Source organism: Mycobacterium sp. (genome assembly GCF_040509115.1).
In the GTDB taxonomy this organism is placed as follows: Bacteria; Actinomycetota; Actinomycetes; order Mycobacteriales; family Mycobacteriaceae; genus Mycobacterium.
The window spans coordinates 1-13,208 of record NZ_JBEVLO010000287.1 but is presented as its reverse complement, the minus strand read 5'-3'; the positions used below and the strand labels follow the sequence as shown (position 1 = coordinate 13,208).

At 67.9% G+C, this 13,208-nt stretch carries 15 protein-coding genes; 6 read left to right on the top strand and 9 right to left on the bottom strand.

The window, feature by feature from the left end; all coding sequences use genetic code 11:
• The 3 genes from ABW137_RS19880 to ABW137_RS19870 all read right to left on the bottom strand — a co-directional run.
• The coding region (locus ABW137_RS19880) for an alcohol dehydrogenase catalytic domain-containing protein (RefSeq protein ID WP_526403108.1) at positions 1–649 on the bottom strand (649 nt) is incomplete at its 3' end.
• Between the two features lie 22 nt (positions 650–671).
• Complete coding sequence (locus ABW137_RS19875; protein ID WP_526403106.1) at positions 672–1,409, bottom strand: HAD family acid phosphatase; 738 nt, start codon at positions 1,407–1,409, stop codon at positions 672–674.
• The gene (locus tag ABW137_RS19870; RefSeq protein WP_526403104.1) at positions 1,406–3,046 is read right to left on the bottom strand and encodes a serine/threonine-protein kinase; all 1,641 of its coding nucleotides are present in this window, start codon (positions 3,044–3,046) and stop codon (positions 1,406–1,408) included. The genes ABW137_RS19875 and ABW137_RS19870 overlap by 4 nt, the downstream gene beginning before the upstream one ends.
• A gap of 14 nt (positions 3,047–3,060) precedes the next feature.
• On the opposite strand from ABW137_RS19870, the gene ABW137_RS19865 reads away from it, so the two are divergent.
• Positions 3,061–3,921 carry a patatin-like phospholipase family protein gene (locus ABW137_RS19865; RefSeq protein WP_526403111.1) on the top strand — a complete coding sequence of 287 codons (861 nt, stop codon included), beginning with the start codon at positions 3,061–3,063 and terminating at the stop codon, positions 3,919–3,921.
• A gap of 13 nt (positions 3,922–3,934) precedes the next feature.
• Here the strand turns inward: ABW137_RS19865 and ABW137_RS19860 are convergent, their stop codons facing one another.
• Complete coding sequence (locus ABW137_RS19860) at positions 3,935–4,930, bottom strand: patatin-like phospholipase family protein (protein ID WP_526403102.1); 996 nt, start codon at positions 4,928–4,930, stop codon at positions 3,935–3,937.
• A gap of 51 nt (positions 4,931–4,981) precedes the next feature.
• Here ABW137_RS19860 and ABW137_RS19855 point away from each other — a divergent pair, with 51 nt between their 5' ends.
• A complete protein-coding gene (locus ABW137_RS19855) occupies positions 4,982–5,350 on the top strand; it encodes a VOC family protein (protein WP_526403100.1) in 369 nt (122 codons plus the stop codon).
• Between the two features lie 4 nt (positions 5,351–5,354).
• Here the strand turns inward: ABW137_RS19855 and ABW137_RS19850 are convergent, their stop codons facing one another.
• Positions 5,355–5,579: a hypothetical protein gene (locus ABW137_RS19850; protein WP_526403098.1), complete on the bottom strand. Its 225-nt coding sequence runs from the start codon at positions 5,577–5,579 to the stop codon at positions 5,355–5,357.
• Positions 5,580–5,733: 154 nt separating this feature from the next.
• Here ABW137_RS19850 and ABW137_RS19845 point away from each other — a divergent pair, with 154 nt between their 5' ends.
• The gene (locus ABW137_RS19845) at positions 5,734–7,494 is read left to right on the top strand and encodes a SulP family inorganic anion transporter (RefSeq protein WP_526403096.1); all 1,761 of its coding nucleotides are present in this window, start codon (positions 5,734–5,736) and stop codon (positions 7,492–7,494) included.
• A 7-nt stretch (positions 7,495–7,501) separates the two neighbouring features.
• Here the strand turns inward: ABW137_RS19845 and lpqV are convergent, their stop codons facing one another.
• Positions 7,502–7,954: a lipoprotein LpqV gene (lpqV, locus tag ABW137_RS19840; protein ID WP_526403094.1), complete on the bottom strand. Its 453-nt coding sequence runs from the start codon at positions 7,952–7,954 to the stop codon at positions 7,502–7,504.
• 120 nt (positions 7,955–8,074) lie between these two features.
• Between lpqV and ABW137_RS19835 the strand changes: the two genes are divergently transcribed.
• Positions 8,075–8,623, top strand: coding sequence for a cupin domain-containing protein (locus ABW137_RS19835; RefSeq protein ID WP_526403092.1), 549 nt, complete (start codon positions 8,075–8,077; stop codon positions 8,621–8,623).
• Positions 8,623–9,021: a rhodanese-like domain-containing protein gene (locus ABW137_RS19830; protein ID WP_526403090.1), complete on the top strand. Its 399-nt coding sequence runs from the start codon at positions 8,623–8,625 to the stop codon at positions 9,019–9,021. The genes ABW137_RS19835 and ABW137_RS19830 overlap by 1 nt, the downstream gene beginning before the upstream one ends.
• On the opposite strand, the gene ABW137_RS19825 is transcribed toward ABW137_RS19830, so the two are convergent.
• From ABW137_RS19825 to ABW137_RS19815, 3 genes are all read right to left on the bottom strand, one after another.
• The gene (locus ABW137_RS19825; RefSeq protein ID WP_526403109.1) at positions 9,022–10,710 is read right to left on the bottom strand and encodes an alpha/beta hydrolase; all 1,689 of its coding nucleotides are present in this window, start codon (positions 10,708–10,710) and stop codon (positions 9,022–9,024) included.
• A gap of 45 nt (positions 10,711–10,755) precedes the next feature.
• Positions 10,756–11,529, bottom strand: coding sequence for an enoyl-CoA hydratase (locus ABW137_RS19820; RefSeq protein ID WP_526403088.1), 774 nt, complete (start codon positions 11,527–11,529; stop codon positions 10,756–10,758).
• Between the two features lie 75 nt (positions 11,530–11,604).
• Positions 11,605–12,648, bottom strand: a complete 1,044-nt coding sequence (locus ABW137_RS19815; protein WP_526403086.1) for a 3-hydroxyisobutyryl-CoA hydrolase — start codon at positions 12,646–12,648, stop codon at positions 11,605–11,607.
• Positions 12,649–12,813: 165 nt separating this feature from the next.
• On the opposite strand from ABW137_RS19815, the gene ABW137_RS19810 reads away from it, so the two are divergent.
• Positions 12,814–13,208: Bax inhibitor-1/YccA family membrane protein (locus ABW137_RS19810; protein WP_526403084.1), on the top strand; the 395-nt coding region annotated here is incomplete at its 3' end.

The window sequence follows — 13,208 nt, the reverse complement described above, 5'->3', positions numbered from 1 at the left end:
AGGCATAGTCGGCACCGATCTCCAGTGCACGGTCGAGCACGGTGGGCTTGACGTCGACGGCGATGATCGGCGCCGCGCCGACCAGCCGGGCCAGTTGCACGACGTGGGTGCCCACTCCGCCGAGACCCCAGACACCGACGGACTCGCCGATCCCAACCTTGCCGGTGCGTACCACCGCGCCGTACGGCGTGGATACGGCGTCGGCCAGAATCGCGGCCTGCTCCAGCGGAACGTTGTCGGGCACCCTGGTGAGCCCGAACGCCTGCGCCACGGTGTATTCCGCCCATGCCCCGTCGTACGCGAACGCCATCAACCGGATGCGAAGACAGTTCGACACGTCACCGCGCCGACAGTTGACGCAGCCCAGGCAAGGCCGCCCGGCGGCCACCACCACACGGTCACCCTCCGACCACCCCGTCACCCCAGGACCGAGTTTGGCGATCGTGCCCGACGCCTCGTGACCCTGGGTCACGACCTCCTGCTGGGCAGGGAACGTGCCGTTGATCAGGCTCAGGTCCGAATGGCAGATTCCGCAGAACGCCACCTTCACCAGAACCTCGCCAGGGCCGAGCTCCGGGATCGGAACATCCTCCACGACAATCCTCTTGGTGTCGGCATAGAACCGCTGGGCTCTCATCGTGTCGGCCATCGATCGATCGCTCCCTTGCATCTCATGGAATCCGGTAGAAGGGATTCGGCAGCAGATAGGTCTGCTCGGCGAATCCGCCTGCGAGGTCCGACGGCTGATCGCCGAGGTTGGCGATGATCGCGAATCCCCGCTGCTCGATGAGGGCGCGCTGCGGCGCCTTGAAGTCTGCCGCCGAATCAAAGTGTCCGGCAACGGGTTCCATCACCAGATCCCGGTATCCGGTGTATCCCACGGCGGCCAGGTTGCGCTCGGTTGCCGCACGTTGGGACTCGTCGCGACCCGTGATGAAGAACACGTCGACGCCGTGCTCTCTGGCGGCACGGAAGACAGCCATCGTCGGCGGGATCACCGTCGACTGCGCCCGCAGGTCCCATTCCCGCCAGCCGCACGGACCGGCGGGCAGATTCGTGCACGGCCCGTCGATGACCCGGCCGAAGTCGTTGGCGCGGATGACGTCCCAGTTGGACAACGCCGTCTCGTCGATGTCGAAGACCACGGCGGGGCGGGCGACCTGGGGCGCTCGCTGTGCGATCCAGGCGATCGCGGGCGCCGTGGCCAGCTGCAGATCGGTGAGGTACGCACCACTGTCGTAATACGTGATGGCGTCGGCCTTGAGGTCGCCGACGTTGGCGGGCTGGACCGGTGCAGGCACGATCGGCGCCGGGGGAGCGGGAGGCTCGGCCGCGGCGGGCGCGGCACCCGTTACCACCAAGAGTGCGACCGCCACCGAGGCGATCGACCCGAGTCGCGGCGAGCTCAACACGGGAGGATGAACGCCGGGTCGGTCGAGGTGTCCAGCCACTTCCCGTACGCGCCATCGCCCGCGGAGCGCACGGCACCGCAGACCTCGGCTTGCGTGCGACCGGCGACGCGGTAGACGGCGTAGATGACGTTGCCGTTGCCATCGCGCTGGCGCAGCGAGGGGCACGACTGATCGGTACGCAGGTACGACGCACCAGGATGGCTTGCGAGTGCTTGCCCGATCTCCTCGACGTAGGCACCCGGCGTTACCGCGTTGTACAGCACCACTATTCCGGTACCGTCGCAGGCCGGTCGGGTCATCGGAATCGACAGCCCGAGGTCACCGGGGACGACGACGGGCGCTGGCGGCGGTGGCGGCGGAGGCGGCGGAGGCGGCTCGGGAGAACTCTCCTCGGAGGTCACGGCCGAGGGTTCGATGTTCGACGTCGTCGTGATTCGTGCTAGCGATGTGGTCGACTCCTCCGTCGCCGATGCCGCGTCGTCGCCGGGGCGGATGGCGAGGAAGACCACCAGCGCGAGGACGACTGCCGCGACGACGCCACCCGCGGCGGCCCAGAGCGGCGCGCGACTCCTCCCCGACGGCGGAGGCGTCGACGGCCACTGCTGCGGCGACGCGGGCGGGCCCGCCGTCGCGGGCTGCCAGTGACTTCGCGGTGGTCCCGGCGGCCGAACCACGTCGGGTATCGAGGCGGCCATCGTCGGGGCCGCCGCAGCGGCCGTCTCGCGAGGATTGGTCATGACCACCCGGTGCGGCGGCGCCGAAAGGGCATCGGCGAACTCCTCGCAAGTGGCGAACCGATGCTGCGGGTCCTTCGCCATCGCTCGGATCAGGGCGCCGTCGTAACGGGCCAGCTCGGCTCGACGCCCGGACGGTCTGGGCGGCTCGGCGGTCAGATGCCTGCCGATGACGACTGCGGGGTTGGAATTGTCGAAGGGGGGACTACCGACGATGAGGTGAAATGCCGTGCACGCCAGCGCATACTGATCGGCGCGACCGTCGAGCGGCTCGCCCGTGAGCTGTTCCGGCGCCGCGTACGTCACCGATCCCACCGTCATGTTGGTGGCGGTGAGTCCGCTGATCTCGTCCTGCTTGCGGGCGATGCCGAAGTCGGCCAACAAGACTCGACGCTGGCCCGCAGCCGGGGTGGTCAGCAGGATGTTCGCGGGCTTGACGTCCCTGTGGAGCAGCCCCTGCTGGTGCGCGTGGTCCAGAGCGCCCGCCGTCGCCCGCACGATCGCGAGGGCTTCCTCGGCGGGCATGCCGTTCGGGTAGCGCTCGTTGAGCAGGCGCGATGCGTCGGTGCCCTCGACGTAGTCCATCGTGATCCAGATCTGCCCCTCGAATTCCCCACGGTCGTGGATCGCCACGATGTTCGGGTGCCACAGGGTCGCGGCGATGTCGGCCTCGCGGTGAAAGCGCTCCCTGAAGTCGACGTCGTTGGTCAACGCCGAGGGAAGGATCTTCAGCGCCTCGCGTCGTGGCAACCGCGGGTGCTGGACCAGGTACACCTCGCCCATGCCGCCCGCGCCCAACCGGCGAATGATCAGGTAGCCGGCAAACATCTCGCCGTCGGCCAGGGGCATTGCGGAATCGTAGCCCAACGCCGCACCGCCGCCTGCGGGATGAACCGCCACGGCTGGCACACTCGATTCCCGTGACGAGACGCGCACTGGTGCTGGCCGGCGGGGGACTTGCGGGGATCGCCTGGGAAACCGGGGTGATGTGTGGGCTCGCCGACGAGTCACCCGCGGCGGCCAAGGCGCTGCTCGAGTCCGACGTGCTGCTCGGTACGTCCGCGGGGTCGACGGTCGCCGCTCAACTCGGTAGCGGCGTCGCGCTGGAACAACTGTTCGCCGCGCAGATCGCCGTCGAGTCCCACGAGCTGGACCCCGGCATCGACGTCGACGACGTGGTGGCACTGTTCGTCACGGCGCTGGAGGTTCCGGACGCCACCACGGAACAGAAGCTGCAACGCATCGGGGCCATCGCCCTGGCCACCCACACCGTCGCAGAAGCCGTGCGCCGCGACGTCATTGCCCACCGGTTGCCTTCGCACCAGTGGCCCGAACGCACGCTCAGGGTGACGGCCATCGATACCGCAACGGGCGAACTGGTGATCGTCGACCGCGACACCGGCATCGGTCTGATCGACGCGGTGGCCGCCAGCTGTGCGGTTCCAGGGGCGTGGCCGCCGGTGACGGTCGGCGATCGCCGCTACATGGACGGCGGAGTGGGCAGCAGCATCAACCTGTCTGCCGCGTCGGACTGTGACGAAATCGTCGTGCTGGTCCCGTCGAGCGATACCGTCCCCTCGCCGTTCGGCGTAGGCACCGCACTGGAGATCGCCGAATTCCCGGGTGCGGCGCTGAGCGTCTTCGCCGACGAGGACGCCCTCGCAGCCTTCGGCCCGAATCCGCTTGACCCGGCGTGTCGCATCCCGTCGGCCATCGCGGGCCGCGAGCAGGGGCGGCGCGAGGCCGCTCGGATCGCCCGCTTCCTGGACTTATGAGTTGGTACCCAAGCTAGACCTCTGAGTTGGTACCCAAGATGGGTTCCTGCCTCCGTCGCACGACGAGGGTGTCCAGTGCCAGTGCGGCAAGTTCCTGCCCGATCTCGATGACTTCCTCGGCACGGTGGAACTCCAAGCTCCTCGCCGTCGTGCGAGGCACTTCGATCAACAGGTCGGGCGGATAGGCCGCCAACGTGTGCCGCATCAGTGCCGCCTGCGCGATGTCGATGGTGCGGTTCATCACCTCGAAGCTGCCGAGCTTGGGAACGGACAACTCGGTGTGGTCGTCGTGATCGTCGGTCTCGACACCGTCGTTGGCGAACCGACTCAGCACCGTCCTGGCCGCCGGGGTGTCCAACAGGGTTCGCGCTGTCGCCGTATCGAGCAAAGCCGTTGTGCTGCGCCACATCCGGTTGAGCAACTCAATCGTCGGCCCGGTGTCGGGTCCGGGGGCGGCGCGGTTGGGGTCATCGCCGCCGAGGCTCACCGCGATGGTGAGGTCGGCGTTGACCGCGGCAAGCGGCGCCATGGGCAGTGGATCGAGGATGCCGCCGTCGGCGAGTAGCCGGCCGTCGAGCAGGTGCGGCTTGATGACGCCGGGAATTGCGATCGACGCCCGGATAGCCGCGTCGACCGGCCCGCGTTGCAACCACACCGACCGACCAGCGATCAGATCCGTCGCCACCGCCGTGTACGGGATGGGCAGCTCCTCGATCATGGCTTCCCCGATGATCTCGCGTACGGCGTCGAGGATCCTGTCCGCGCGGAGCACCCCTGCGGACGTCAGGGACGGGTCGAGCAGTCGCAACACCGCCCGCTGGGTCAGCGAGCTCGCCCACGCCGTGTACTCGTCGAGCTTGCCCACCGCGGCCAGGCCGCCGACTAGCGCTCCCATCGACGAGCCGGAGATCCCGACGATCTCGTGGCCGCGGTCGTGCAATTCGTTGATGACGCCGATGTGCGCATAGCCACGAGCGCCACCGCTTCCGAGACAAAGTGCGACCCGCATCGATCCATCTTTGCGTGTTGAATCGGCGCCGAACGGGCAACCCTGGACAACATGATCGGCAAGATACGTTCCGTGGTGCTCGACTGCGCCGACCCGCGTCGGCTAGCGGCCTTCTACGCCGAGTTGCTGGGCGGTGAGGCGGTTGCCGACGACGACACGTGGGTGGTGGTCACCGACCCCACCGGCCGGCGGGTGGCGTTCCAGAAGGCGCCGCAGTACCGGCCACCGCAGTTCCCCGATCCGCACGGATCACAGCAATTCCACCTCGACGTCGAAGTCGACGACATCGCCACTGCCGAGTCAGAGGTGTTGGCGCTCGGCGCATCCCGAGTCAGCGACGCAGTCGGCGAGGATCACTTCAGGGTCTATCGGGACCCGGAGGGACACCCGTTCTGCTTGGTGTGGGGCGCTTCGGACTGAGCGGTCAGCAGCCGATGCGCGCGAAGAACGCCGCCGCGAGCAGGCCGATGATGAACGCCACCTGCGGTTGCCCGCTCGACATGGCCATCACGACTCCCGAGACGGCGGCGATCGCGATGAGCACCAGGACGATGCCCATCAACACGCGCATGCCGTTGATGGATCCGCCCGCAGCAGGCGGTAGGGCGGGACGGGGCTGCCCCAGTGGGCTCTTCTGCGATGCGGCCATCGGCGTTCCCTCTGCAAAGTGATGAGGAACACATAGTACTCGACAATGTGACGCAAACCACTACGCGTAGCTAAGCTAAATGTCTACTCGCCTTGAGCTTTCGGACCCGTCGATTCGCCGTCCACCGCGACGTTCGCGTGGCAGTGTTGGCGCGGTGACGGACGGGCCAGCGAAGCCGGCTACCAGCGTCCCGGCGGCTGACCGCTCCCGGTTGCATACCGCCATCCGCGGCGTGGGTAGGCCGCAGTGGCGAGACGTCACGGCCGGGCTCGTCACGGGTCTGTTCTCCATCCCGGAAGGCATGGCCTACGCCAGCATCGGGGGCTTCAATCCCGTGGCGGGCCTGTACTCCGGCATGCTGTCGACCATCCTGGGCTCCGTCTTCGCCAGAACGGTGCTGATGGTGACCACGTTGACCAGCGCCCTGGCGCTGTCGTCGCGCAGCGTGCTGACCGCCGCGGGCCTCGACCCCGCAGATCCCCGCAACGTCGCCGCACTGGTCCTCGTCGTCGGGGTCGTGATGCTCGTGTTCGGGCTTCTGCGCTTTGGCTCGATCATGAACTTCGTCTCCAACGCCGTCATGACCGGATTCACCACCGGCATCGCCGTGCAGATCGTCGCTGGCGTGATCAGCGATGCCACGGGATACCGGCCGGAGAGCCACAACACCGTCCGCAAGTTCGTCGAGGCGTTCGCCAACGTCGGATCATGGGAGCTCGCACCGTGTCTGGTGGCGCTCGCCACGGTGCTGGTGTGGCTGGCCTTCCACTTGGTCAAACGCCTCGAGGCCTTCGCGCTCCTCATCGCGCTGGTCGTAGTCACGGTCACGGTGGTCATCGCGCACGTCGACGTCGAGGACGTCGGCGACATCTCCACCATTCCGAATGCGCTGCCGCCCCTGGTGTTACCGAACGTCGAGGCAATCCCCGGACTGCTGGGCGGTGGCCTCGCGGTGGCGCTGGTCGGGCTCGCGCAGGCGGCGGGCATCTCGGCGGCCGTGCCCAACCCAGACGGCAGCCGGTCGAACACGTCGAGGGACTTCGCCGCGCAGGGCGCTGCGAACCTGGCGGGGGGATTCCTCGGCGCCCTGCCCACCGGCGGGTCGCTCTCGCGCACCGGTGTTTCGGTGTCAGCGGGCGCCCAGACCCGATGGGCGGGTGTCTTCGCCGGACTGTGGCTGACCCTTCTCGTGGTCGTCGCCGGCTCGCTCGCCGAGTTGATCCCGATGGCCGTCATCGGCGGACTGGTCCTGGTGATCGGCATCGAACTGATCGCGGGACGCTGGGCCGACGTCACCCTCGTTCTGCGCACCGCCCCGCTGTCCGCCGTCGCCATGGTCGTCACCTTCGTCGCCACGACGGAGCTGCCCCTGCATCAGGCGATCCTGATCGGAGCCGTCACCTCGCTGGTGCTCTACTGCGTCAAGGCTTCGCAGTCGGCTCGGCTCGTCGCGCTCACCCCCGCCGTCGGCGGTGACTGGGAGATCGGCGAGGTGCCAGCGTCGTGCCCCAGCAACGAGGTCACGGTCCTGCACTACGCAGGCGTCGGACTGTTCGCCGAGGTGCCCCGCATCGACGAGGAGTGGCCACAGGTCAAGGGCAGCTCGAATTCCGTCGTGGTGCTCAGCATGCGTGCCCTGCCGGACGTTCCGTCCTCCAAGGTGATCCGCGCGCTCCGCAGCTGGGCCACCGAGCTCGAAGCCCACGGTGGACGACTGATCATCGCCGGAGTCAGCCCTGCGGCGGCCAAGGTCCTCGACCGCGGGGGCATCTCTCGGATGCTCGGCCCGGACGGCATCGTGCCCGCCTCGAGCCGCGTGTTCGGCGCACTCGACGAGGCACTCGATCGCGGTCGACGCTGGATCTCGGAGCAGGCGGAGCGTCCCGGTGACGGGCTTTCCGGCACCCGTGATTAAAAGTGGCTCAGCCGCACAGATTGTCAGCGGCCGCCTCGGCCGCGACGATGATCGCCGCCTGACGCCCGGCGGTCAGTTCCGCCCACGGCGTGCCGAAGGTGCCCGGGCCCGCGGCGTTCGACGACTGCAGGTCGTGCAGGTACGGCTCGAACTGTGACTTGAGGTCCCCACCTTTGTCGGTCATCCACGTCTTCGCAGCCTGGCAGGCCTGGAAGTACTCCTCCTCGGTCGATTCGGCGGGCGCACCCACCGCGGTCGTGACGCCTTGAGGCGAGACGCCGACCGCGCCAGGAGCCGCCGTGTGCGTCGGCGTGGTCGTGGTGGTGGTGGCCGCGGAACCGGGAACTTGCGTCTGCGACGACGACGGCGACTGGGCCTCATCGGAGCCCGAGGAGCAGCCGGCGATGACCACCGCTGCGGCTGCCACCGCGACTGCTGAGGCGAACGGGTAGCTGCGCATGGACCCAATCTATGCAACACTCGCCAACGTGCTGGAACGGACCACCTTTCGGGAGTGTTGTCGGGCTTGACGCCCGCCCCCTTCCCGACCCCGTTTCCTGGTTCCCTGGAGTTCGTTCCCATGACCGTTGCACTTCCGTCCGTCGTCGCCCCCACCCGACTGCGGCTCCCCGATCTACTTCACGCCACCGACGTCGCCGCCGACCACGTGCTGTCCGGTCGCTACGACCACGTGCTGCCGGTCGGCGGTCCGCCGACCGACGAGCGCTGGTTCACCCGCCTGCATGGCGACGACGAACTCGACGTGTGGCTCATCAGCTGGGTTCCCGAGCGCTCCACCGAACTGCACGACCACGGCGGCTCCCTCGGAGCGCTGACCGTCGTGTCCGGTGCCCTCTCCGAAACCCGGTGGGATGGTGAGGCATTGCGCGAACGTCACCTCGATGCAGGCGCTCAGGCCGGGTTTCCGCTCGGATGGGTGCACGACGTCGTCTGGGCCCCCGAGTCGGTGACGGTGCGGACACCTCCGGCCTCGGGCCGTCAATTGCCCACGCTGAGCGTGCATGCGTACTCTCCGCCGCTGACGGCCATGTCGTACTACGAAGTGACCGAGCGGAATACGCTTCGTCGTGATCGGACGGAGCTGACGGACAAGCCAGAGGGGGACTGATGACACCTGCGGACGCGAGGAGCCGCATCGATGCCGTACTGGACTCGGCGCGCACCAAGTTGACCAGGATCGAGGCCGACGACGTGCCCGCCGCGCTCGACCGCGGCGCCCTACTCGTGGACATCCGGCCCGCGGCGCAGCGCGCCGAGGAGGGCGACGTTACCGCCGCGCTGGTCATCGAACGCAACGTGCTCGAATGGCGTTGCGACCCCACCAGCGAGGCTCGTCTACCGCAGGCAGTCGGCGATGACGTCGAGTGGATCATCCTCTGTTCGGAGGGATACACGTCCAGCCTCGCGGCAGCAGCCCTCGTCGACCTCGGCCTGCACCGCTCGACCGACGTGGTCGGCGGGTATCACGCCCTGCGGGCGTCCGGCGCGCTCGCCCGACTCGGGTAGTCACTCGTCGGAGCGCAGCAACGGACGCAGCGCGTCCGTCTTGTCCTGCGACCAGCCCGGCGGCTGCATGATCGCTGCCCAGGCATTTGCCACGTCGCGCACGTACACGTGGCCGTGTCCGTCGGGGACGTCCACGGCGACCGCCATGTCGGCCGACACCTGCAGGAACGTCACGACCGGGATCCACTCCATCTCGGGTGAGACGTCGGAGCCGCGGGGCTCGCGCAGCCAATCCGGCTTGGTGAACAACAGGTCTGGGCTCCACCACGCGATCGGATCGGACGCGTGCTGCAGGTAGACCACCCTCGGTTCACCCCACGTCGCGCGTGGTCGGTTCAGGTCGTCGGCGTCCGCGGCGAACCGGACGTTGAAGCCGTTGCCGTAGATCGGTAGCCACTCGGGGGAGCCGGCATCACGGTTGCGCGTCAGGTCGGTCCAGATCGTGTTGTTGAACGTCGGCCCGGAGAACAGCGCGCCGTCGGTGCGCGCGATGAGGTTGTTCAGCGACAGGAAGGGCGCCTCGCCGCCGAACGAGCCGAGACTCTCACCGAAGACGACGAGTCTGGGGCGCGTGCCCTCCGGCATGGCGCGGACCAGCGCGTCGACGGCCTCGAACAGCGCCTGCCCGGCTTGCCGGGCGTTCTCGTTGTCCACCAGGAACGACAGCCAGCTCGGCAGGAACGAGTACTGCATGGAGACGATCGCGGTGTCGCCGTTGAACATGTACTCCAACGTGGATGCCTCGGCCTCGTTGATCCAACCAGTTCCCGTGGTGGTGGCCACCGCGACCACGGCACGGTCGAGCCCGCCGGTGCGCTGCAGTTCGCGGGCGGCCAGCGCGGCGGTGGCCTTGATCCCGTTGGCGGAGTTCAACCCGGCGTAGGCGCGGATCGGTTCGATCGCCCCAGGGCCGTTGAACTTCTCCAGGTCCTCGACCGATGGGCCGTTGGCCATGAACACGCGTCCTTGATGGCCGAGCGATTCCCAGCTGACGTAGGAGCCGGGCCCGCCGGAGCGCAGCGGCGTCGTCGGCGCGGCGAAGTCGGGGTCCTCTTCGTTGTTGGCCGACTCGAAGGTGTTGTTCAGTACCTGCATGCCGACGCGGACCACGACGCCGTTGAGCAGCGCGATGCTCAGCACCAGCAGCAGCGTGACCACGGCGACCGCCGAAGCCCGTGGTGGTGCAACGCGATTGAGCTGACGGGTCAGAAAGCGCACCAGTCGACCGACCAGCTGCCCGACCTCGACGAACCCGAAGAGGAACACGATCGACAGCAGTGCGGTCAGCGGGTGGTCCCAGAACGCCAGCCGTGGCACGCCCATGTAGTCGCGGACGTCGTCCTGCCATACGTGGAACCAGATGATCGCCAGCGTCTGGCCGACGATGCCGACCACGATGAGCGCGATCCACGCCCACCGCGGCGCGGCCGGGCTGCTGTCTTTGGACCGCAGGTAGCGGACCAGCCAGACGCCGAAGACACCGAGGCCGTAGCCGATTGCGCCGCCCGCCCCGCTGACCAGTCCCTGGAAGAGCGGGCCGCGGGGTAGCAGCGACGGCGTCATCGACAGCCAGATGAACACCAGGCCGACCGCGGTGCCGAAATACGTGTAGCGCCGCAGCCACCAGTCCGGCCGCGGGGCGGTCTGCTCGGGTGCCTCCGGTTCGTCGACCGTCTTGGTGTCCGTCACGCGCTCCTCGCGCAAGCGCTCGTCGGGGCCGGCCACGAACGCACTTTAGCGGTGGGTGAAGTTCGGTGCGCGCTTCTCGCTGAATGCGGCCATGCCCTCGGTCTGATCGTCGGTGGCGAACGCAGAGTGAAAGAGCCGTCGTTCGTACAGAAGTCCTTCGGTCAGTGAGGATTCGAACGCGCGGTTGACGGCTTCCTTGGCCATCCGCGACGCCGACAGCGACATGCCCGCAACGGTGCCGGCGACGGCTCTCGCCTCGTCGAGGAGGGTGTCGGCCGGAACCACGCGCGACACCAGGCCGCTGCGATCGGCCTCGGCGGCGTCGATGGTGCGACCCGTCAGGATGAGGTCCATCGCCTTGGCCTTGCCGATGGCGCGGGTCAGCCGTTGCGAACCGCCCATGCCGGGAAGCACGCCCAGCTTGATCTCCGGTTGGCCGAACTTCGCGCTGTCCGCGGCGATCAGGATGTCGCACATCATCGCCAACTCGCAGCCGCCACCGAGCGCGTATCCGGCCACCGCCGCGATGGTGGGCGTACGCGTGGCGGCGAACTTGGCCCACGGTGCGAAGAAATCGGCGGCATAGACGTCGGCGAACGACAGGTCGGCCATCTCCTTGATGTCGGCGCCTGCCGCGAAGGCCTTCTCATTGCCGGTGACGATGATGGCACCGATACCCGAATCGGCATCGAATTCGGCTGCCGCAGTGGTCACTTCGGCCATCACCTGGCTGTTGAGCGCATTGAGCGCCTTCGGCCGGTTCAGCGTGATGGTCCCGACGCGATCGTCGCGGGTCACCAGGATGGTCTCGTAGGTCATTGCTCGACTCCTTCTCGCTCCGGTCCTCGCTCGTTCCTCGCTGCGATCCTCACTCGTTCCTCACTCGCTCGACTCCTATTCCGGGAACGTCAGGTCGGGGTCAGCGGGAGCGAAGTACGCCTCTACGTCATTCTCGTCGAAGAGCGCAAGGGACGACGGCGACCACTTGGGATTGCGGTCCTTGTCGATGAGCAGGGCGCGGATGCCCTCCACCAGATCGTGCGAGCGCAGCGTGGCACACGCCACCCGGTATTCCTGGCGCAGAACGTCGTTGAGCGAGTCAAGCTTGCCAGCCCGCCGCACCGACTCGAGCGTGACGGCCAACGCGATGGGGGACCGGCTGGCGATGTGGTTGGCGGCGTCGGCGGCCGGACCTGCGTCGTGCCCACGCAGTTCGGCCACGACGTCGGCCACGGTGTCCCTGGCGTAGCACTCGTCGATCCAATGCCGTTGCGCCAGGAGGTTGCTCGCCGGCGGCTCGGTGGCGTAGGTGGACACGGCCGCGTCGACGCCGTCGTTGAGCACCGCATCGGTGAATGCGCCGAGATCCGCGTGCGGCACGAAGTGGTCGGCGAAGCCCATCGCGATCGCATCCGCCCCGGAGAACGGCGCGCCGGTCAGCGCGGCGTGCAGGCCGAGCAGCCCCGGCGCGCGGGCCAACAAATAGGTGCCGCCCACGTCGGGAACGTAGCCGATGCCGACTTCGGGCATGCCCATCTTGGTGGTGTCGGTCACGATGCGGACGCTGCCGTGCGCACCGACGCCGACGCCACCGCCCATGGTGATGCCATCCATCACTGAGACATAGGGCTTCGGGTACGTCGAGATGTAGGAGTTCAGCCGGAATTCGTCCCACCAGAACGCCCGCGTGGCGCTGCCGCCGTCGTCCTTGACGCTGCGATAGATCGCGACGACGTCGCCGCCCGCGCACAGCCCTCGTTCCCCAGCGCCGGTGAGCAGAACGGAGTGCACCCGGTCGTCGTCAGCCCAGTTTCTGAGAGCCTTCTCAACGACGGTGACCATGCCGTGGGTGAGGGAATTGATGGTCTTCGGCCTGTTCAGCGTTAGCAAACCCACGCCATTGCTGACATTTACTAGGACATCCTCGTTTTCCGCCACGGTGTCTGAATCTAGATCGTGACCCTGGGTCGAGGCCACACGGGTAGCCTTTCCCAAGAAGTTCACAGTTTGGGCGACCCCGTCCGGGAACCGGTTGGAGTCGCCGCACGTTGTCCCGGTGTCCGTCATCAGACGAACCCACAGCACGAGAGATAGGAACCGACGGTGCGCGAGAGCAGCAACCCGGTATTCCGGTCCTTGCCCAGAGGGCAGGGCGGATACGCCCAATTCGGTACCGGAGCCGCCGGTGCCGCGACCCAAGCGGTGCACGCCGATCCCTACGCGGCTCAGCAGTACCCGACGCAGCAGACGGGTGTATCCCGCCCGCTGACCATCGACGACGTCGTCACCAAGACCGGCATCACGCTGGCCGTCGTTACTGCGGTCGCAGTGGTCTCATACCTCATGGTGGGCGCCAACCCAGGCCTGATGATGCCGTTCGCGATCGTCGGCGGCCTCGGTGGATTCGCCCTCGTCATGATCGCGACGTTCGGTCGCAAGCAGGACAACCCGGCGATCGTCCTCACCTACGGCGCCCTTGAGGGCCTCTTCCTCGGCGC